Below are 20353 nucleotides of genomic sequence, written 5' to 3'. Positions count from 1 at the left end.
GTGGTGATGCGTCATCAGCTACGGGGTGCGGCGCGCGACCGGGCTAGACGGCCATCCCGTAGACGATCGTGAACAGCGTCCCGAGGGAGCCGATGATGAAGACTCCGGTGAGGCCGGCCACGATCAGGCCTTTGCCCTGTTCGGCGCTGAACGTGTCGCGCAGGGCGGTCGCGCCGATGCGCTGTTTGGCCGCCCCCCAGATGGCGATGCCCAGGCAGAGCAGGATCGCCACGGCCATGACCACCTCGATCATGACCTTCGCTTCGTTGCCGAGACTGCCGAAAGGCCCCCAGTTCGGGGCGATTCCGCCGATGATGGTGGTGATGTCGCCCTTTTCGGCTGCCAGGATCATGTAACTCACCGCCCCTGTATGGGTAGTTCCGGAAGCCCCTTGCCCGACGGCAGGGGTTACGCACTATCTTCGCTGATGAAACCGCCGTCGTCGTCGACTTGACGGCTCTCTTTACCCGATCTCGCGGCCCGCGCTCCGTTTCCGCGCTCTGACCTGGGCAGGGGCGGTGTGTATGCGCGAGAACATCCGGTCACTCTGTGTATCACGGGGGGTGACGCCGGGCAATGATTGTCGTCTTGTGGGTGCGCGGTGGCGTGCGCGACGGCGTTGTCAGTGGGGTGCGGCACGCTGGGGAGCATGACGACTGCATGGACTCTCGCGGACCTCGAGGCGGCCATCCGGGCGGGATGGTCGGCCGAGACCTGCGAGCCCTCCGACATCACGAAGATTCCCTGGACTCCGGAGAATCCCGGGTGGGGGCACTGTGACATCACCGCTCTCGTGGTGCAGGACCTCGTGGGTGGGGACCTGGTGCTGGGCGAGGTGTTCCACGACGGCCGGCAGGAGGGCTACCACTGGTGGAACCTGCTGCCCGGTGGCCTCCGGATCGATCTGACGAGGGAACAGTTCCGGCGGGGGGAGACGGTCACGCCGGGGCGGATCGTGAAGCGGCCGGGCGGGCGGCTGCGGAGGCGTTGGGAGGAGTACCAGCTGCTGCGGCAGCGGGTCATCGACAAGCTGGGGCCGTTGCCGGGGGTGATGGTGACGCAGGACGGGCGGCGCCTCGCCCATACGGATTTCGGTGGGCCGGGGGCTCCGCTGCTGGCGCTGCACGGCCACTTCGGGGCGGGGGCGTCGGCTTTCGAGGGGCTGGCCCGGGAGGTGGGGCCGGCGTGGCGGGTGATCGCCCTGGACCAGCGGGGGCACGGGGACTCGGACCGGGCGGGGGAGTACTCGCGGGAGGGGTACGTGGCGGACGCGGCGGCCCTGCTGGAGCAGCTGGGGCTGGGGCCGGCGGTGGTGCTGGGGCATTCGCTGGGCGGGGTCAATGCGTACCAGCTCGCGGCGCGGCGGCCTGATCTGGTGCGGGCGGTGGTGGTCGAGGACATCGGGGCGGTGGTCGACGGCGACCTGTCGTTCGCACGGGAATGGCCGAGGAGGGCCGCGACGCGGGAGGGGTTCCTGGCGGGGGTGGGGAGTGCAGCGCCGCACCTGGAGGGGTCTCTGCGGGAGTACCCGGACGGGTGGGGGACCGCGTTCGAGGTGGAGGACATGGTGGCGTCCCAGCGGGGGCTGAACGGGGACCACTGGGGGGACTGGCTGGGGGTGCGGCAGCCGACGCTGCTGGTGCGGGGGGATCGGAGCGGGGTGCTGTCGGCTGAGCACGCGCGGGAGATGACGGTGCGGAGGGCGGGGGTGCGGTTGGTCGAGTTGCCGGCGGGGCATGCGGTGCGGGTCGGGGACCCGGAGGGGTACTTCGCTGCCGTGCGGGGGTTTTTGGCGCGGGTGTGAGGGGTCGGCGCCGCCGGGGTGGGCGGGGCGGGTGCGGGGCCGTTGCTGGGGCTCCGCCCCAGACCCCGCGCCTCAAACGCCGGCGGGGCTGAAGCAGCGGGGCTGCGGTCCGGGTCCCGCGCCTCAAACGCCGGCGGGGCTGAAGCAGCGGGGCTGCGGTCCGGGTCCCGCGCCTCAAACGCCGGCGAGGCTGAAGCAGCGGGGCTGCGGCCCGGGTCCTGCGCCTCGAATGCCGGCGGGGCTGGGAGAGCGGGGCTGCGGTCCGGGTCCTGGGTCTCGAATGCCGGCGGGGTCAGGTCCAGTGGGTGGGGCGGGTGAGGGTGGGGGGGATTTGGGTCGTGGGGTCGCCCTGGGCTGCGTTCAGTTGGGGTTGGGTGAGGAAGATGGCGTCGCGGAGGTCCGCTCCGCGGAGGTTGGTGTCGCGGAGGTCAGCGCCGATCAGGTCCGCCGTGCGGAGGTCGGCGCGGGTGAGGTCGGCGGCGATCAGGTAGGCGCCGCGGAGGTTCGCGCCGCGCAGGTCGGCTCCCGACAGGCGCGCGCCCATCAGGTCGGCGCCGCGGTGGTTCTTCTTGCGGCCCGGCACCTTCACCCGTACGAGTTCGCTGGTCTTCAGGAGCAGGGCGTTGATCTGCTGGCGGAGGGGGCCGACGTCCAGGTCGGCCAGGGCCTGCGCGTCGGCGCGGGTCCATTCCTCGGTCTCCGTCAGGGCCCGGCGCAGCTCGGCGTGGACCGGGGCGGCCGCCGGGAGGGTCAGGGCCTCGCTGACGTAGAAGAGCAGCTCGTGCAGCTGCCGCAGTACCGGGAAGACCTCGAACATCTGGCCGGCCGTGCCCGGGTGGGTGCGCCAGTCGCGGCCTTCGAAGGTGACCTGGGAGGCCTGCTGGCCCGCGCCGAAGCAGTCGAAGACCGTGCAGCCCTGGAACCCCTTGTCGCGCAGCCGGGTGTGGATGCCGCAGCGGAAGTCCTGCTGGAGGTTCTTGCAGGGGGTCCCGGCGGGCTTGTTCACGGCGAAGTCGTTGGACTTGGCGAAGGGCAGCGCCACGCAGCAGAGCGCGAAGCAGTTCGCGCAGTCGGCCTGCAGGACGGGGAGCGCGGGGAGGGCGGCGGCGGGATGGTTCGGCACGTTGTCCATTGTCCCCCGTCGCGTCGGGTCCCCCGGGCGCTTGATCCACGGGGGTCTTGATCCGGGGGGCGGCGGCGGTGAGCATCCCCGTATGACAGAAGTGATCGCAGTCGCTGTTATTACTCTCCTCGCCGTGATCAGTCCCGGTGCCGACTTCGCCATGGTGGTCCGCAACAGCTATCTCTACGGGCGCCCCACCGGGCTGTTCGCCGCCGCCGGGGTCGCGGCCGGCGTGCTGGTCCACGTCTCCTACACGATGCTCGGTGTCGGTCTGCTGATCGCCTCCTCCACCGCGCTGTTCACCGCGATCAAGCTGGCGGGTGCGGCGTATCTGGTGTGGATCGGGATACGGACCTTCCGGGCGCGGGCGGAGGTGACCGTCGACCTGGAGTCGAAGCCGCAGCTGACCCGGCTGGGGGCGATGCGGTCGGGGTTCCTGACGAATGTGCTCAATCCGAAGACGACGCTGTTCGTGGTGTCGACCTTCACGCAGGTGGTGAACCCGGAGACTCCGGTGTGGCAGCAGGCGGGCTACGGGCTGTTCATGTCGGCGGCGCACCTGGGCTGGTTCGGGGCGGTCGCGCTGTTCTTCTCCGTCTCCCGGCTGCGCGACCGGATGCTGAAGGCGCAGAAGGCGCTGAACCGGGCCATCGGGTCGGTTCTGGTGGGGCTGGGGGTGGGGCTGGGGTTCGCCCGTTGAGTGCGTGACCAGGGGGTGGTGGCCGCGGTTACCTGTCGGTAGCGTGGGCGGTATGGGTGCTGCCGAGGGGTGCGACGGGTACGAGGGGTCCGACGGGTACGAGGATTCCGACGGTGCCCAGGGGTCCCCGGGGTCCCAGGGGCCCGAGGGGTTCTTCGAGCGGATCGACGCCGGGCGCTTCCTGGCCACCGAGTACACGCGGGGGCCGTGGGACCCGGGCTCGCAGCATGCCGGGCCGCCGGCGGCGCTGCTCGGGCGGGCCGTCGAGGAGCGGCCGGGTGCGCGGACGGACATGCGGGTCGCGCGGATCACGTACGAGATCCTGCGCCCCGTCCCGATCGGCGAGCTGGAGATCACCACCACCGTGCTGCGGGCCGGGCGCGGTACCGAGGTGGTCGAGGCCGCCCTCGCCCCGGCGGGCGGTGCGCCCGTGATGCTGGCGCGGGCCCTGCGGATCCGGGTCGCCGAGGAGGCCGTGCCCGCCGTGGTCCCGGGGCCGCAGCTGCCGCCGCCCGGGGAGGTGGCGGTGACGCCGTTCTTCCCCGTGCCGTGGGAGACCGGCTACCACTCGGCCATGGAGACCCGGTTCACCGAGGGCGCCTTCGTCGAACTGGGCCCCGGTACCTGCTGGATGCGGATGAAGGTGCCGCTCGTCGCCGGGGAGGCGACCAGGCCGCTGGACCGGGTGCTGGTTGCCGCCGACTCGGGCAACGGGATCAGTTCGGTGATGGACTTCGGGCGGTACGTCTTCATCAACGGTGACCTGACCGTGCACCTGACCCGCCACCCGGTGGGCGAGTGGGCGTGCGTGGAGGCCCGTACGAGTGTGGATGCCGCCGGGATCGGGCTCGCGGACGCGCTGTTGCACGACGAGAAGGGGCCCATCGGGCGGAGTGCGCAGAGCCTGTACGTGGCGCCGCGTTCCTAGGGACGTCTTGCCGGTCGGCCGCACCTCAACCCGCCGCTGTGGCGCGGGAGTCGGTGTGGCAGGCTCGTGCCGGTGGAGGCCCTGAGAGACGTCGACCCCGCGCAGATCGGGGCGCATGCGCTGTTGGCCCGGCTCGGCGCCGGGGGGATGGGACAGGTGTACCTCGGGCGGTCGCCCGGTGGGCGCCTGGTCGCCGTGAAGGTGATCCGGGACGAGATCACCGGGCATCCGGAGGCGCTGGCCCGGTTCCGGCGTGAGGCCGAGACGGTGCGTGCGGTGCGGTCGGCGTACACGGCGAACCTGATCGACGCCTCGCTGGCGGCGGCGCCGTTCTGGCTGGCGACCGAGTACGTGGCGGGTCCGACGCTCGGTCATGCCGTGGCGGAGCGCGGTGGTCTGCCGGCGGACACCTGCCGGCGGCTGCTCGCGGCCCTCGCGGAGGGGCTGGCGAGCGTGCACGCGTACGGGGTGACGCACCGGGACCTCAAGCCGCAGAACGTCATCCTGGGCGCGCAGGGGCCGCAGCTCATCGACTTCGGCATCGCGCGGGGCGTGGGCGAGACGGCGCTCACGCAGGACGGGCAGGCTCCGGGGACGCCGGGGTACACGGCGCCGGAGGTGCTGCTGGGCGCGGAGGCCGGGGCCGCGGCGGACGTCTTCGCGCTGGGCGCGACGCTGGCGTACGCGGCGACGGGGCGGCCGCCGTTCGGGACGGGCGTGGCGGCGACGGTGAGCTACCGGGCGGTGCACGAGCCGATCGACGTGGCGGGGGTGGAGCCGGGGCTGGCGGGGCTGATCGAGGCGTGCGTGGCGAAGGATCCGGCGGTGCGGCCGGATCCGGCCGAGGTCATCCGGCGGTGCGGGGTGCGGGACGCGCTGATCGACGATGCGGTGTACCTCGGGCTCGGCGCGCTGGGTGAGGCCGTGCCGGTGCACGAGATGCGGACGCAGGGCCCCGGTCTGGTGCACGGCTACACCCCGACCCAGGGCCTGGTCACCGCCGCGTTGCCGAAGCGCCGGCGGACGGGGGCCCTGGTGGCCGCCGGGGTTGCGCTGGCTGTGGTGGGAGCCGTGGCGGTGTGGAAGCTGCCGCTGGGGGGTGAGGGAGGTCGGGAGGGCGCGGCCGGCCGGGCGGGCGGACAGACGCCTGCCGGACAGACGCCTGCCGGACAGACGCCTGCCGCGCAGACGCCTGCTCCCGGCGGTCAAAGCTCCGGCGCCCCGGCGGCGCAGTCGCCGACGGGTCCGCCAATGTTCATCAGGCAGACCGAGCCAAATCTTGACGACTACAACCCCATTCACCGCAGCTGCACCAGGGGCGAGGAGGAGCACGGCATCCTGGACTTGCAGACCGCGCTGCCCCGGTCCATGGACGACCCGCAGCTGAAGTCGGGCAAGGTGGAGATCGGGTACAGGGTCAAGAACGCGCTCCCCGACGTACCGCCGTACTACGTGGCCGTCGTCGTGAAGCCGCAGCACGAGGTCGACGAGAACGGCCGGTCCACCGACGTGACCGACAATCGCCAGCTCGGTTTCCTTGCCAAGGCCCGGGACCTGTACGAAGGTGACGAGGTGGAGTGGAAGTACGTCACGTACCCGGACGACTTCTCCATGCAGCTGAACGGCAGGACCGTCAAGGCGCCTCCGCTCTCGCAGGATCCCGGTGGCTGGACGGTGGTGTTCCGGCATGCCGTCTCGGATACGGAACACAGGAGCATTGCCTGCGAGGGCTTCGACAGCGGGCCGCAAAAGGGATAAATCCGACACGTAGCGGCGAATCCCGGTGAAAGACCGTTCGATGGGGGAGGGTTGACGGGTGCGCAGATTCTGGGTGATCAGCGGGATCAGCTTCGGAGCGTGTCTGTGCTTCGTCGCTCTCCTCGTGGTCGGCACGTACTCCGCCGCCGCGGGCATCGCGACCGGTGGCGGCCGCCCCGTTGGGCTGGCCCAGGGAGCGGTACCCGGGAAGTACCAGGCGCTGGTGCAGAAGTGGGGCGTTCTCTGCCCGACCCTGAGCCCGGCCGTCCTGGCCGCCCAGCTCTACTCCGAGAGCGGCTGGGACCCGCACATCGTCAGTCCCGCCGATGCGCGCGGCATCGCCCAGTTCATCCCCGGCACCTGGGCCACGCACGGGATCGACGGGGACGGCGACGGCGACCGTGACATCTGGGACCCGAACGACGCCATTCCCTCGGCCGCTTCGTACGACTGCGAACTCGCGCGCTACGTGAGGAGGGTTCCCGGAGACCCCGTCACGAACATGCTGGCCGCCTACAACGCGGGGCCCGGTGCGGTGATGCAGCACCAAGGGGTACCTCCGTTCCGCGAGACCCAGGGGTACGTGAAGGCCATTACCACTCTGGCCAAGAGTTTCGAGCGGCCCGTCGGGCGGGTGGCGCCCTCGCAACAGGCGGCCGGGGCCATCTACTTCGCGCAGAAGCAGCTCGGGACGCCCTACCTGTGGGGCGGGAACGGGACGCCCGATCAGGACGGGCGGTTCGACTGTTCCGGGTTGACCAAGGCCGCGTACGAGACCGTGGGGATCGAGTTGCCGCGGGTGGCGAACGACCAGTACAACGCCGGGCCGCATCCCTCGCGCGATCAACTCCTGCCCGGTGATCTCGTCTTCTTCTCCGACGATCTGACGAACTCCCGGGAGATCCGGCACGTCGGGCTGTACGTGGGCGGCGGTTACATGATCAACGCCCCTTATACCGGTGCCGTCATCCGCTTCGACAAGATCGACACCCCCGACTACTTCGGTGCGACGCGTGTCACCAAGGATGGTGCGGAGGCCCTTCCGGCGCGTCCCGCCACCGGTCGGGCATCGTAGTAACTCACCGTAAGGCAAAGGCCCTGAGCTGCGACGATGAGTCACTCTTCGATAACGTTGGAGTGATCATTGCGTGGAGAATGGAACGTAGGAGCCAGAACGGGCGTTCCATGAACGCGGGGGTTGATCAAGCGGGAGCGGAGGGGCGCACACAGGGGTGCGTCCGCAGGGGACCACGGCAAGGGCAAGGGGCCGCATCACCATGGCTGGACTCACAACAGGTGGGCCGAACGTGGATGTCAGCCTGCTGTACGAGATCAACGGAGCCGCCCGGCATGCTCCGGCGTGGCTGGACCGGGTCGTGAGCCTGGTCGGGGAGTACGGGATCCTGCTCGCCCTGGTGCTCCTGGTCCTGTGGTGCTGGCACGGTGCCCGCCGGCAGGAGGAGGCCGTCGCCGTCGAGTCCATCGCCGCGCTCGTCTGGGCCCCGCTGGCCGCCGGGCTGGCGCTGCTCGTGAATGTGCCGCTGCGTGAGTTCGTCGGCCGGCCGCGGCCGTTCATGCAGCACGAGGGCCTCCAGGTGCTCGATCCCGGCTTCGGTTCGGGGCTCGGGCACACCGAGTTCTCCTTCGTCAGCGGCCACAGCACCCTCGCGATGGCCCTGGGCGTAGGCCTGTTCGTGGCGAACCGGAGGTTCGGCCTCCTGGGGATCGGGCTGGCCTTCGCCGAAGGCCTCTGCCGCGTCTACATGGGCCTCCACTACCCGACCGACGTCATCGGGGCCTTCGCGCTCGGCACCGCCGTGGTGCTGCTGCTCGCGCCGCTCGCGATGGCGGCGCTGAACCCGGCGGTGCGGGCGGTGGCCCGTTCCCGGCGCGCCGGCCGGCTCGTACGGGCCAAGGGCCGCGCGCTGCCCCTGCCGGTCGATCTGCCGCAGGCGCAGACCCCGCCCGCGGGGCAGCGTACGCACGAGAGCGACCTCGCCGCCTGATGTGAAGGCGGCCGGCCGGGTTCAGGTCTGCGCGTACGAGTTCCACACGGCGAGCAGCACGGCCGCCAGCAGGCACAGCACCGCCGCCCCGAAGCACATCCGGACCGCAGTCGGCCGGGACCGCGGCCGCCGCGCGGGCCGTGGCCGTGGCCGGGGTCGGGGTCGGATCCGGGGTCGGGGTCGGGACGTCATGGATCGCCGCCGTCGGCGTCGCGGCGGTACCGGGAGCGCAGCCACCAGCCGGTGGCCACGGCCGCGGCGGAGGTGAGTCCGATGGCCAGCGCCACGTCGGCCGGGCTGTCCGCCGAGCCCATGGGTCTGGCCCAGGCCGCGGCGGCCGGCGTGAGTGCGATGAGCAGGGCCCAGAGGAGGGCCGCGAGGCGGGCTGCGGATCCTGGCATGAGTCCAGGGCAGCGGCTGCGGCGGACCCCGGCCAGCCGGGCGGTCCGAACGGCCTAGGAAGACGCGGCCCGACCCCTACGGCGCCGTGTGGCGGGCCGCGTCCTTGCGGGCCAGGTCGCGGGAGCGGCGGGCCGGACCGCTCCAGCCGCAGGTGCAGACGGCGAGACAGAACGATCCGCGGTCGGCGGTGGATGTGGTGTGGCCGGTCGGCGGCTCCGGCTGCGCGCCCGGCCGCGGGAGCGGCAGGGAGTCGAGCGGAGGGACCGGTGTCGCGTCGGTGTGCGGTTCCACGGATCCACGGTACCGGGGCCGCCGCCGGGCGGGGAGGGCGCGTCCCCGTGACGGGAAACCCCGGACCTCGTTAAGCGGAGCGGGTGGGGGCCTCGGGCAAGCAGCGGTCATGCGTTGGGGGTTGGCAGGCGATGGTGGTTCACCAGCACAGGCGTCTACGCGGGCGTGCCGGTGAGGCGGTGCTCGCCGCCGGCGTCGCCCTGGCGGTCACGGCGATGAGCGGGTGCGCGGGCGACGGGAACGACGACCGGCCCCCGGCGGCGGACGCGGCGGCGGACGCGGCGGCGGTGGTCCGCGGGGCCGCCGACGCATTGGCGAGGACCGGCAGCGCCCGGGCCCGTACGGCCATGGAGATGGCCACCGGCGGGACCCGGGTCACGATCCGCGGCGAGGGCGGGGTGGACTTCAAGAACCGGATGGGGCAGCTCCTGGTGATGCTCCCGGCCGATGTGAAGGGCAAGGCCGAGCACCGGCCCATCACCGAGCTGCTCGTGCCGGGCGCGCTGTACATGAAGAACCGCGGCGCGGGCGTCCCGGACGACAAGTGGGTCCGGGTCGACACGACGACCCTCAGCGACGGGAACCTGGTCACGGGCGGGGCCACCGATCCGCTGGTCGCGGCCGAGTTGCTGCGGGGCGCGCAGCAGGTGACCTACGTGGGGGAGACCGAGGTGGCGGGTACCAAGGTGCGCCACTACCGGGGGACCACGGACATCGGGCGGGCGGCGGCGAGCGCGTCGCCGGGCGTGCGGGGGGCGCTGGAGGCGGCGGCGAAAGGGTTCAGCAAGGATGCCGTGCCGTTCGACGCGTACCTGGACGAGGAGGGGCGTCTGCGGAAGGTGAGGCACCGGTTCACGTACGTCAACAATGGCGTGATCGATGTGTCGTCGACCACGCTGCTGTACGGATTCGGGACGCCGGTGACCGTCGTATTGCCCGCAACCGGGGACATTTACGCCGGGAAGATCGCCGACTAGTGGGGATGGTGGGGGCGGGGCGGCGCGATCGGGCCATGGCCCGGTATCCGGAAATGGTCCATCCGTGTCATGCGGGGGGAGGCGCGGCCTCCCTACGCTGAGAAGTCGGGCGCCGGCGCGTGGTGCGGTGCGGTAGGACCGAAGACGGCCGGTGGCCGGTGGCAGATTGAGGTGACACGCGTGACTCCCGCAGGCGGTACGACGGTGCAGGACCACGTGGCTCTCGCCGAGATCGAGTTGTGCGGTGAGCTGATCATCGCTGCGTCGGCGGCGGTCGAGGAGCGGTTGAGCCTGGACCGGATCGACGAGGTCCTGCTCGGCCGGTAGCCGCTTCGCCGCTCGCCTCCCGGCGGGCTCAGGGTGCGGCGCCGTTGCCGGGGATCCGCCCCGGACCCCGCGCCTCGAACGCCGGCGGGGCCGGGATCGGCCGGGCCGGAGCGGTTACGTGCGCAGGAGGCGGGCGATGGCCTTGGTGGCCTCCTCGACCTTGGCGTCGATTTCCGTGCCGCCCTTGACCGCCGCGTCGGCGACGCAGTGCCGCAGGTGTTCCTCCAGCAGCTGGAGCGCGAAGGACTGCAGTGCCTTGGTGCTCGCGGAGACCTGGGTGAGTATGTCGATGCAGTAGACGTCCTCGTCGACGAGCCGCTGGAGGCCGCGGATCTGGCCCTCGATCCGGCGCAGTCGCTTGAGGTGCTCGTCCTTCTGGTGGTGGTAGCCGTGGACGGTCCCGGAGCCCTCCGCGGAGCCCTCCGCCTCGATGGTCGTCATACGTCCTCCCGTGGTCCGGAACGAGGGATGCATACCCCTCATGGGTATAGGATACCGGGCCCTGCCGAACAGGGCAGGGGTCCGTGGTCCTCACTCTGCCTGATGGAGGACACTGGGGAACGGCCGGTTAGCCGTGGCCGGGGGATGCGCCTAGCATCAGCCTGACCGAATCCAATGCACCCCGAGGACCTCACGTGCGATTTCGTCTGACCCCCAGGGAGACGAGCTTCTACGACATGTTTGCCGCATCCGCGGACAACATCGTCACGGGCTCCAAGCTCCTGATGGAACTGCTCGGAGCGGACTCCTCCGCCCGGGCCGAGATCGCGGAGCGGATGCGGGCAGCGGAGCACGCGGGGGACGACGCCACTCACGCGATCTTCCACCAGCTGAACTCCTCCTTCATCACGCCGTTCGACCGCGAGGACATCTACAACCTGGCCTCGTCGCTCGACGACATCATGGACTTCATGGAGGAGGCGGTCGACCTCGTCGTCCTCTACAACGTCGAGGAGCTGCCCAAGGGTGTGGAGCAGCAGATCGAGGTCCTGGCGCGCGCGGCCGAGCTGACCGCCGAGGCCATGCCGCACCTGCGGACGATGGACAACCTCACCGAGTACTGGATCGAGGTCAACCGCCTTGAGAACCAGGCCGACCAGATCCACCGCAAGCTGCTCGCCCAGCTCTTCAACGGCAAGTACGACGCCATCGAGGTGCTGAAGCTCAAGCAGATCGTCGACGTGCTCGAAGAGGCGGCCGACGCGTTCGAGCACGTCGCGAACACGGTGGAGACCATCGCGGTCAAGGAGTCCTGAACCTCGTGGACACCTTTGCTCTGGTCGTGACCATCGGTGTCGCGCTCGGCTTCACATATACGAACGGTTTCCACGACTCGGCGAACGCGATCGCGACCTCCGTCTCGACGCGGGCGCTGACACCGCGCGCGGCGCTGGCGATGGCGGCCGTGATGAACCTCGCCGGCGCCTTCCTGGGCAGTGGCGTGGCCAAGACGGTCAGCCAGGGCCTGATCGAGACGCCCCACGGCAGCACGGGGATGTGGATCCTCTTCGCGGCGCTGGTCGGCGCGATCGTCTGGAACCTGATCACCTGGTACTTCGGACTGCCTTCGTCCTCCTCGCACGCCCTCTTCGGCGGCATGGTGGGTGCGGCGCTGGCCGGCGGCACCGAGGTGATCTGGTCGGGTGTGCTCGACAAGGTCGTCATCCCGATGTTCGTCTCGCCGGTCGTCGGCCTGGTCGTCGGTTACCTGGTGATGGTGGCCATCCTGTGGATGTTCCGCCGGTCCAACCCGCACAAGGCCAAGCACGGCTTCCGTATCGCGCAGACGGTGTCGGCTGCCGCGATGGCGCTCGGACACGGTCTCCAGGACGCGCAGAAGACGATGGGCATCGTCGTGATGGCCCTGGTCATCGCCGATGTGCAGAGCGCCGACGCGGCGATCCCGGTCTGGGTCAAGGTCGTGTGTGCCGTGATGCTGTCGCTGGGTACGTACGCGGGTGGCTGGCGCATCATGCGTACGCTCGGCCGCAAGATCATCGAGCTGGACCCGCCGCAGGGCTTCGCGGCCGAGACCACGGGCGCCTCGATCATGTTCGGCTCGGCGTACCTCTTCCACGCGCCGATCTCCACCACCCACGTGATCACCTCGGCGATCATGGGTGTGGGCGCGACCAAGCGTGTGAACGCGGTCCGCTGGGGCGTCGCCAAGAACATCATCCTGGGCTGGTTCATCACGATGCCGGCCGCGGCCCTGGTCGCCGCGCTCAGCTTCTGGATCGTGAACCTGGCCTTCGGCTAGCGGGACCCCGCCCCGCCCCGCCGCCGAGCGGAGCAGGGTACGAAAGCGGGCCGGCTCCCCCCACCCAGGGGGAGCCGGCCCTCTTTCTTTCTTTCGCCTTGCGGTGGCACCGCCATGCAGCACCGCAGGACGCCTGTCCCGGGTTTAGCCGAAGCGACCCGAGATGTAGTCCTCGGTCGCCTGGACGGACGGGTTCGAGAAGATCCGGTCCGTGTCGTCGAGCTCGATGAGCTTGCCGGGCTGGCCGACGGCCGAGAGGTTGAAGAAGGCGGTGCGGTCCGAGACGCGGGCCGCCTGCTGCATGTTGTGCGTCACGATGACGATCGTGAAGCGCTCCTTGAGCTCGCCGATCAGGTCCTCGATCGCCAGCGTGGAGATCGGGTCGAGGGCCGAGCAGGGCTCGTCCATCAGCAGGACCTGGGGCTCGACCGCGATGGCGCGGGCGATGCACAGACGCTGCTGCTGACCGCCGGAGAGGCCGGAGCCGGGCTTGTTCAGGCGGTCCTTGACCTCGTTCCAGAGGTTGGCGCCCTGGAGCGACTTCTCGACGATGTCCGTGAGCTCGGACTTCTTGAAGCTGCCGTTCAGCCGCAGGCCCGCCGCCACGTTGTCGAAGATCGACATGGTGGGGAAGGGGTTCGGGCGCTGGAAGACCATGCCGACGGTGCGGCGGACCGCGACCGGGTCCACGCCGGCGCCGTACAGGTTCTCGTCGTCCAGCAGGACCTTGCCCTCGACGCGGCCGCCGGGGGTGACCTCGTGCATGCGGTTGAGGGTGCGCAGGAAGGTGGACTTGCCGCAGCCGGAGGGGCCGATGAAGGCCGTCACGGAGCGGGGCTCCACGGTCATCGAGATGTCATCGATGGCCTTGTGGGTTCCGTAGAAGGCGGACAGTCCGGAGACGTCGATTCGCTTCGCCATGAGGGGTCACTTCGCTTTCATACAGTCGCGTCAGCGACCGGTCTTGGGAGCCTTCCAGCGGGCGATGCCGCGGGCCACCAGATTGAGGATCATGACGAAGGCGATCAGGACGAGCGCTGCGGCCCATGCCCGGTCGTAGGAGGGTTCACTGCCGACCTTGTACTGCTCCCAGATGTAGAGGGGGAGCGAGGACTGGGCGCCTTCGAAGGGGTTGCCGTTGATCAGCTGGGTGCCGAAGACCAGCAGCATGATCGGTGCGGTCTCGCCGGCGATGCGGGCGACGGCCAGCATCACGCCGGTGGAGATACCGCCGATGGCGGTGGGGAGCACGACCTTGAGGATCACGCGCCACTTCGGCACACCGAGGGCGAGAGCGGCCTCGCGCAGCTCGTTCGGGACGAGCTTGAGCATCTCCTCGGTGGAGCGGACCACGACCGGCATCATCAGGATCGACAGGGCCATCGCCCCGGCGAAGCCGGACGGGCCGAAGCCGAGCATCAGGTTCCAGGTCGTCAGGATGAACAGACCCGCGACGATGGAGGGGATGCCGGTCATCACATCGACGAAGAAGGTGACGGACCGGGCGAGGCGGCCCTTGCCGTACTCGACCAGGTAGACGGCGGTCAGCAGGCCGATGGGGGCCGCGATCAGCGTGGCGAGGGCGACCTGCTCGATGGTGCCGAGCAGGGCGTGGTAGACGCCGCCGCCCTCGTCGAAGCTGGTCACACCGTTCATGGAGTGGCTGAGGAAGTTGCCGCTCAGCAGTTCCAGACCGCGGCTGATCGTGGTCCACATCAGCGAGAGCAGCGGGATGACCGCGAGGACGAAGCAGACCCACACGAGGGAGGTCGCGACACGGTCCTTGGCCTGGCGGCGGTTCTCGACCACCGCGCTGGCGGTGTACGTGATGCCGATGAACAGCAGGCCCGCGATGAGTCCCCACTGGACCTTGCTGCTCAGGTCGAGGGCGAGGCCGAGGCCGCAGCCGAGGGCGATCGCGAGGACCGCGATGCCGGCCGGTGCCCAGCGGGGCAGGCCGCCGCGGGTGAGGCTGGCGGGGGCGGCGGACTTACGGGCCCGGGTGGGCCGCTGGTCCTGGATTGCGTGGCTCATCAGGCGTTCGCCCCCGAGAAGTCCTTGCGGCGAGCGATGATCAGGCGAGCTGCACCGTTGACCAGCAGGGTGAGCAGGAAGAGGACGAGACCGGAGGCGATCAGCGCGTCCCGGCCGAACTCGTTGGCCTCGTCGAACTTCGCGGCGATGTTCTGCGCGAAGGTACCGCCGCCCGGGTTCAGGATGTGGCCGGAGATCAGGAAGCTCGGGGAGAGGACGGTCGCGACGGCCATGGTCTCGCCGAGCGCGCGGCCGAGGCCGAGCATCGAGGCGGAGATGACACCGGAGCGGCCGAAGGGCAGCACCGACATCCGGATGACCTCCCAGCGGGTCGCGCCGAGGGCCAGGGCGGCCTCCTCGTTCATGCGCGGGACCTGGAGGAAGACCTCGCGGCTGACGCTGGTCACGATCGGCAGGATCATGATCGCGAGCAGGATGCCGACGGTGAAGAGCGAACGGGCGACGCCGACCTGGGTCTTCTCGAACACGTACGTCCAGCCGAGGTACTCGTCCAGCCAGAGGTTCAGGCCGTTCAGCTGCGGGACGAGGAAGAGGGCGCCCCAGATGCCGTAGATGATCGACGGCACGGCTGCCAGCAGGTCGACCACGTACGCGAGGGGCGCGGCCAGCTTGCGCGGCGCGTAGTGCGAGATGAACAGGGCGATGCCGACAGCGATCGGAACCGCGATGGCCATCGCGATGATCGAGCTGACGACGGTGCCGAAGAGCAGGACGGCGATGCCGAAGACGGGCGGGTTGGCCGAGGCGTTCCAGTCGAAGGTGGTGAGGAAGTTCCCCTCGTTCTTCGACAGGGCGATCGTGGCGCGGTAGGTGAGGAAGGCGGCGATCGACGCCATGATCACCAGGAGCAGGATGCCGGAGCCCTTGGAGAGCCCGGCGAAGATCTTGTCACCGGCGCGGCCGGTGGACCTTCCGCTCTTGGCGACAGGCGGAGCCGTGTCTATCTGGGTGGGTGTGGTGGAAGCCATGGTCTTTCCGGTCTGTGTGGGGGGCAGGCCCCCTGGCGGCGGTGCACCGGATTCCCCCGGGTGAAGGGGAAGGGCCCCCGAGGTGTCGGCTGCCCGGACGGGGGTGGCCGACACCTCGGGGGTCAGGATTTAGCCGAGGGTGTTGATGACTTCGCGAACCTTGGCGTTGATCTCGGCCGGGATCGGCGCGTAGCCGTTGTCGAGGAGGACCTTCTGGCCCGCGTCCGAGGCGGCGTAGTTCAGGAAGGACTTCACGGTCGGGAGGGTCTCGGCCTTGTTGCCCTTGTCGCAGACGACCTCGTAGGTCACCAGGACGAGCGGGTAGGCACCCTCGGCCTTGGTGGTGTAGTCGAGCTTCAGGGCCAGGTCGGAGCCGGTGCCGGAGATCTTGGCGGCGGCGATGGCCTTGGAGGCGTTCTCACCGGTGGCCTTGACCGGGGCGGCGGCGCCCGTGTTCAGGTCGACGGTCTTGATGCCCTGGGCGCTGGCGAAGGAGAGCTCGAAGTAGCCGATCGCGCCGTCGACCTGCTTGACCTGGGCGGCGACACCCGCGGAGCCGGAAGCGGCCTGGCCGCCCGGGGCGGCCCACTTCTTCGCGGCCTCGTGCGGCCAGGCGTCGGGGGCGGCGGCCTTGAGGTACTTGGTGACGTTCTCGGTGGTGCCCGAGTCGTCGGAGCGGTGGAAGGCCTGGATGGCGGTGGAGGGAAGCGTGACGCCGGGGTTCAGCTTCTTGATCGCCTCGTCGTCCCACTTCTTGATCTTGTCGTTGAAGATGTTGGCGATCGTGGCGGCGTCGAGGTTCAGCTTCTCCACGCCGGCGACGTTGAAGCCGAGCGCGACGGGGCCGCCGACCATCGGCAGGTCGATGCCCTGACCACCGGTGCAGATCTTCTTCGACTCCTCGACCTGCTCCGGCTTCAGCGCCGAGTCGGAGCCGGCGAAACCGACGGTGCCCTGGTTGAAGGCGACGATGCCCTCACCGGAGGAGGAGGACTTGTAGTTGACCTCGACGCCGGAGCAGGCGGCCATGTAGTTCTTGATCCACAGCTCGATCGCGTTCTTCTGCGCGGAGGAGCCGGACGCCAGGAGCTTGCCCTTGGCGTCGTCGCACTTGATGTCGCCCGCGGCAGCCGCGGAGGGCTTCGCCGAGCCGTCGGTGCCCTTGGTGTTGTCGTCCGAGCCGCACGCCGTGAGGACCAGGGCGCCGGACACGACAAGCGCCCCGAGGGCGGAGGCACGAAGCATGTTCTTGCGCTGAAGCTTCACTTTTCGGGTGTTCCTTCCAGAAGCCGCCGGCCGCTTTCTGTGTCGGGGCGGCGTGCGAAGAGGACTGCGTCGGTGGTGCGCGGCTGAGCTGCTCCGTCTGCAAGCGACTCGCTCCGTGCATCACCGAAATTAGGCAGAACAGGTGAAGCAGCCGACCGGGCCAAGTGAACGGGCGGTGAACCGTGGCGGACGACCCGGTGCGCCCCCGGTCGATCGCACGCTGCCGTCATCATCCGTTACCCGTACGTTATCTCGGCGTGACCGCGGGCTCGGGAAGCCAGATGTGGTGGAAATCCAGCCGCGCGGCTTCGACCTCGTGGCGCTGGTCGGCGTGCAGGACGCCGAGGGCGTACGCCGTGGCCGGGGCGATGCGCGGGGTGCGGGCCGCCGCCGCCGAGGCGGTGGCCGCCTCGGCCGCGTCTCGGTGGCGGTCCAGGGCCTCCCCCGCGGCCGCCGGCCGGCTCACGTCCTCGCCCAGCGCCTCCCGCGCGTACCGGTGGACCCGCAGCAGGCGGCGTACCTCGTGCCAGGGGCCGTCGTGGTCCGCGTTGTACGGGTGGGCGGCGTCCACCGGGGGCAGCGCGGAGACCGCCGCCGACAGCCGGGTTTCGGCCACGGTCGCCAGGGGGACCAGTACGTCCGTCACCCGCCCCCGGGCCGCGACCGAGTCCAGCGGAACCTCCGAGGCCAGTACCGCCACCGCGTCCGCCACCGCGTGGAAGCGGGAGGAGCCGAGCGCCTGGAGGGTGGCCGAGTGGGCGCGGGTGCGGGCCAGGGTCAGCTGGCGCTCCAGCAGGGCGCCCGCCCGCGCCGAGCCCACCGTCAGCGCGCCGGCCGCGCCGGCCGAGCCGGCCGAGCCGCGCGGAGCCGGCAGTTCCGGGGAGCCCGACAGCCGGTGCAGGGCGTCCATCAGCCGGGTCAGCCGGGCCGCGTACGCGTGCTCGTCCGCCAGGGTCGAGGAGAGCCACACCAGCTCGGTGCGCAGCCCGTCGGCCCAGGAGGACTCGGTCACCACCCGGAAGGTGGCCAGGGATCCGCTGATGCGGCGCGCAGCCCCCCGCAGGCTGCGCGCCGCGTCGTTTCCTTCGGCGGCGTCGGCACCGCTCTCCTCGTGCAGGCGCAGCCCGCGGAGGAAAGCGGTGGCCTGGGCGCGCAGGTACGCGCCGAGCACGTCACCCGCGTCCGCCGTCGCCGTAATCGGGTCATGATTTGGCTGAGCCACGCCGGCGCCTCCGGGCGTCTATGAGCGTCTCCTGTACGTGCCGCAGCGGCAGGCCGTCCGCGTCCGTGCTGTGCCGGGTCCACTCGCCGTCCGGGCCCAGGTGCCAGGAGGAGGTGGCGTCGGACATCCCGGTTTCCAGCATCCGGTCCAGTGCCGCGCGGTGGGCCGGGTCGGCGACCCTGACCAGTGCCTCGATGCGGCGGTCGAGATTGCGGTGCATCATGTCGGCGCTGCCGATCCACACCTCGGGTTCGCCGCCGTTGCCGAAGGCGAAGACCCGGGAGTGCTCCAGGAAGCGGCCGAGGACCGAACGGACCCGGATGTTCTCCGAGAGCCCGGGGACTCCGGGGCGCACCGCGCAGATCCCGCGCACCCAGATGTCGACGGGCACGCCCGCCTGGGCGGCCCGGTAGAGCGAGTCGATGAGGGCCTCGTCGACGATCGAGTTCATCTTGAGCCGGACGTACGCGGGGCGGCCGGCCCGGTGGTGGGCGGCCTCCTTGTCGATCCGCGCGATCAGTCCGTCCCGCAGCGAACGGGGCGCCACCATCAGCCGGCGGTAGGTCTCGCGGCGCGAGTAGCCGGACAGCCGGTTGAAGAGGTCGGAGAGGTCCGCGCCGACCTGCGGGTCGGCGGTGAGCAGCCCGAGGTCCTCGTAGAGCCGGGCGGTCTTGGGGTGGTAGTTGCCGGTGCCCACGTGCGAGTAGCGGCGCAGCTGGTCGCCCTCCTGGCGGACGACGAGCGACAGCTTGCAGTGGGTCTTGAGGCCGACGAGCCCGTAGACGACGTGGCAGCCGGACTCCTCCAGCTTGCGCGCCCACTTGATGTTGGCCTGCTCGTCGAAGCGGGCCTTGATCTCGACGAGTACGAGGACCTGCTTGCCGGAGTCGGCCGCGTCGATCAGGGCGTCCACGATCGGGGAGTCGCCGGAGGTGCGGTAGAGCGTCTGCTTGATGGCGAGGACGTCCGGGTCGGCGGCGGCCTGCTCCAGGAAGGCCTGCACCGAGGTGGAGAAGGAGTCGTACGGGTGGTGCAGCAGGACGTCCCGCTCGCGCAGGGCGGCGAAGATGTCGGGCGCCGACGCGGACTCGACCTCGGCGAGGTCGCGGTGGGTGCCGGCGACGAACTTCGGGTACTTCAGCTCCGGGATGTCCAGCGAGGCGATCCCGAAGAGGGCGGTCAGGTCCAGCGGACCGGGCAGCGGGTAGACCTCGGAGGCGTTGACCTTCAGCTCCTGCACCAGCAGGTCCAGTACACCGGGGTCGATGGACTCCTCGACCTCCAGGCGCACCGGGGGGCCGAAGCGGCGCCGCATGAGCTCCTTCTCCAGGGCCTGGAGAAGGTTCTCGGCGTCGTCCTCCTCGACCTCCAGGTCCTCGTTGCGGGTCACGCGGAACATGTGGTGCGCGAGCACCTCCATGCCGGGGAACAGCTCCTCCAGGTGCGCGGCGATGACGTCCTCCAGCGGGACGTAGCGCTGCGGGGAGGCCTCCAGGAAGCGGGAGAGGAGCGGCGGGACCTTGACCCGGGCGAAGTGGCGGTGGCCGCTGACGGGGTTGCGCACGACCACGGCCAGGTTCAGGGAGAGGCCGGAGATGTACGGGAACGGGTGCGCGGGGTCCACGGCCAGCGGAGTCAGCACCGGGAAGATCTGGTTGCGGAACAGGGTGAAGAGGCGGGCCTGCTCCTTCTCGGTGAGATCGGGCCAGCGGATCAGGTGGACGCCCTCCTCGGCGAGTGCCGGGGAGATGTCCTGCTGGAAGCAGGCGGCGTGCCGGGCCATGAGCTCGCGCGAGCGCGTCCAGATGAGGTCCAGCACCTCGCGGGGCTGCAGGCCCGAGGCCGAACGGGTGGCGACACCGGTCGCGATGCGCCGCTTGAGGCCGGCCACGCGGACCATGAAGAACTCGTCGAGGTTGCTCGCGAAGATCGCCAGGAAGTTGGCGCGCTCCAGCAGCGGGGTCGTCGGGTCCTCGGCGAGCTCCAGCACCCGCTCGTTGAAGGCGAGCCAGCTGCGCTCCCGGTCGAGGAAGCGGCCCGGGGGCAGCTCGTCGCCGTCCTTGTCGTCGTCGTAGGCGTCCAGATCGGCGTCGAGATCGGGTTCGAGGTCGACGTGCGGGCGGTGCGCGGAGATGGAGCCTATGCGGGCATGGGCTCCGGTGACGGCCCGGCCGGGGGCGGAGCCGGAGGGGTTGCCGGGGGTGTGAGACGGGTGCTGGGCGGGGACCTCGGTGGGACCTGCGCTGGGCTGGTGGCTCATGACTCC

At 70.6% G+C, this 20353-nt stretch carries 21 protein-coding genes; 10 read left to right on the top strand and 11 right to left on the bottom strand.

Translation table 11 applies throughout. From position 1 onward, the window contains the following. Positions 1-43: 43 nt before the first annotated feature. Positions 44-352, bottom strand: coding sequence for a DUF8827 family protein (locus tag IE257_RS31135; RefSeq protein WP_008742356.1), 309 nt, complete (start codon positions 350-352; stop codon positions 44-46). A gap of 297 nt (positions 353-649) precedes the next feature. On the opposite strand from IE257_RS31135, the gene IE257_RS31125 reads away from it, so the two are divergent. After that, complete coding sequence (locus tag IE257_RS31125; protein WP_308279511.1) at positions 650-1804, top strand: alpha/beta fold hydrolase; 1155 nt, start codon at positions 650-652, stop codon at positions 1802-1804. A gap of 292 nt (positions 1805-2096) precedes the next feature. On the opposite strand, the gene IE257_RS31120 is transcribed toward IE257_RS31125, so the two are convergent. Continuing rightward, positions 2097-2936: a pentapeptide repeat-containing protein gene (locus IE257_RS31120; protein WP_189973186.1), complete on the bottom strand. Its 840-nt coding sequence runs from the start codon at positions 2934-2936 to the stop codon at positions 2097-2099. 82 nt (positions 2937-3018) lie between these two features. Here IE257_RS31120 and IE257_RS31115 point away from each other — a divergent pair, with 82 nt between their 5' ends. The 5 genes from IE257_RS31115 (at position 3019) to IE257_RS31095 (ending at position 8319) form a co-directional block, all read left to right on the top strand. Continuing rightward, the gene (locus tag IE257_RS31115; protein ID WP_189973185.1) at positions 3019-3627 is read left to right on the top strand and encodes a LysE family translocator; all 609 of its coding nucleotides are present in this window, start codon (positions 3019-3021) and stop codon (positions 3625-3627) included. Between the two features lie 52 nt (positions 3628-3679). Next, the gene (locus IE257_RS31110) at positions 3680-4555 is read left to right on the top strand and encodes a thioesterase family protein (RefSeq protein ID WP_189973184.1); all 876 of its coding nucleotides are present in this window, start codon (positions 3680-3682) and stop codon (positions 4553-4555) included. Positions 4556-4627: 72 nt separating this feature from the next. After that, positions 4628-6313, top strand: coding sequence for a serine/threonine-protein kinase (locus IE257_RS31105; protein ID WP_189973183.1), 1686 nt, complete (start codon positions 4628-4630; stop codon positions 6311-6313). A 58-nt stretch (positions 6314-6371) separates the two neighbouring features. Next, positions 6372-7388, top strand: a complete 1017-nt coding sequence (locus IE257_RS31100) for a C40 family peptidase (protein ID WP_189973182.1) — start codon at positions 6372-6374, stop codon at positions 7386-7388. Positions 7389-7590: 202 nt separating this feature from the next. Continuing rightward, positions 7591-8319 (top strand): phosphatase PAP2 family protein, encoded by a 729-nt coding sequence (locus IE257_RS31095; RefSeq protein WP_189973181.1) that lies wholly within the window; start codon positions 7591-7593, stop codon positions 8317-8319. A gap of 188 nt (positions 8320-8507) precedes the next feature. Here the strand turns inward: IE257_RS31095 and IE257_RS31090 are convergent, their stop codons facing one another. Continuing rightward, positions 8508-8720, bottom strand: a complete 213-nt coding sequence (locus tag IE257_RS31090) for a hypothetical protein (protein ID WP_189973180.1) — start codon at positions 8718-8720, stop codon at positions 8508-8510. Between the two features lie 76 nt (positions 8721-8796). Beyond that, the gene (locus IE257_RS31085) at positions 8797-9012 is read right to left on the bottom strand and encodes a hypothetical protein (RefSeq protein ID WP_189973212.1); all 216 of its coding nucleotides are present in this window, start codon (positions 9010-9012) and stop codon (positions 8797-8799) included. A gap of 131 nt (positions 9013-9143) precedes the next feature. On the opposite strand from IE257_RS31085, the gene IE257_RS31080 reads away from it, so the two are divergent. Further along, complete coding sequence (locus IE257_RS31080; protein WP_189973179.1) at positions 9144-9989, top strand: SCO4651 family lipoprotein; 846 nt, start codon at positions 9144-9146, stop codon at positions 9987-9989. A gap of 180 nt (positions 9990-10169) precedes the next feature. Next, positions 10170-10316 carry a hypothetical protein gene (locus tag IE257_RS31075; protein ID WP_189973211.1) on the top strand — a complete coding sequence of 49 codons (147 nt, stop codon included), beginning with the start codon at positions 10170-10172 and terminating at the stop codon, positions 10314-10316. 114 nt (positions 10317-10430) lie between these two features. Here the strand turns inward: IE257_RS31075 and IE257_RS31070 are convergent, their stop codons facing one another. Continuing rightward, entirely contained in the window at positions 10431-10757 is a 327-nt protein-coding gene (locus IE257_RS31070) for a metal-sensitive transcriptional regulator (protein ID WP_030387239.1), read from the bottom strand. Positions 10758-10951: 194 nt separating this feature from the next. Here IE257_RS31070 and IE257_RS31065 point away from each other — a divergent pair, with 194 nt between their 5' ends. After that, the gene (locus IE257_RS31065; RefSeq protein ID WP_008742369.1) at positions 10952-11572 is read left to right on the top strand and encodes a DUF47 domain-containing protein; all 621 of its coding nucleotides are present in this window, start codon (positions 10952-10954) and stop codon (positions 11570-11572) included. A 5-nt stretch (positions 11573-11577) separates the two neighbouring features. Further along, complete coding sequence (locus IE257_RS31060) at positions 11578-12576, top strand: inorganic phosphate transporter (protein WP_189973178.1); 999 nt, start codon at positions 11578-11580, stop codon at positions 12574-12576. Between the two features lie 144 nt (positions 12577-12720). Here IE257_RS31060 and pstB read toward each other — a convergent pair whose 3' ends face one another. From pstB to IE257_RS31030, 6 genes are all read right to left on the bottom strand, one after another. Beyond that, complete coding sequence (gene pstB / locus IE257_RS31055; protein WP_030387241.1) at positions 12721-13497, bottom strand: phosphate ABC transporter ATP-binding protein PstB; 777 nt, start codon at positions 13495-13497, stop codon at positions 12721-12723. A gap of 30 nt (positions 13498-13527) precedes the next feature. Further along, positions 13528-14610, bottom strand: a complete 1083-nt coding sequence (gene pstA / locus IE257_RS31050) for a phosphate ABC transporter permease PstA (protein WP_189973177.1) — start codon at positions 14608-14610, stop codon at positions 13528-13530. Further along, positions 14610-15599, bottom strand: coding sequence for a phosphate ABC transporter permease subunit PstC (pstC, locus tag IE257_RS31045; RefSeq protein ID WP_030387243.1), 990 nt, complete (start codon positions 15597-15599; stop codon positions 14610-14612). The genes pstA and pstC overlap by 1 nt, the downstream gene beginning before the upstream one ends. A gap of 129 nt (positions 15600-15728) precedes the next feature. Next, positions 15729-16865: a phosphate ABC transporter substrate-binding protein PstS gene (gene pstS / locus IE257_RS31040; RefSeq protein ID WP_189973176.1), complete on the bottom strand. Its 1137-nt coding sequence runs from the start codon at positions 16863-16865 to the stop codon at positions 15729-15731. A 247-nt stretch (positions 16866-17112) separates the two neighbouring features. After that, positions 17113-18087 (bottom strand): CHAD domain-containing protein, encoded by a 975-nt coding sequence (locus tag IE257_RS31035; RefSeq protein ID WP_189973175.1) that lies wholly within the window; start codon positions 18085-18087, stop codon positions 17113-17115. Beyond that, positions 18068-20347, bottom strand: a complete 2280-nt coding sequence (locus IE257_RS31030) for an RNA degradosome polyphosphate kinase (RefSeq protein WP_189973174.1) — start codon at positions 20345-20347, stop codon at positions 18068-18070. The genes IE257_RS31035 and IE257_RS31030 overlap by 20 nt, the downstream gene beginning before the upstream one ends. Between the last annotated feature and the right edge of the window lie 6 nt (positions 20348-20353).

It is taken from the genome of Streptomyces avidinii, from assembly GCF_014650695.1.
In the GTDB taxonomy this organism is placed as follows: Bacteria; Actinomycetota; Actinomycetes; order Streptomycetales; family Streptomycetaceae; genus Streptomyces; species Streptomyces avidinii.
This window is presented reverse-complemented; position numbering and strand designations above follow the sequence as displayed.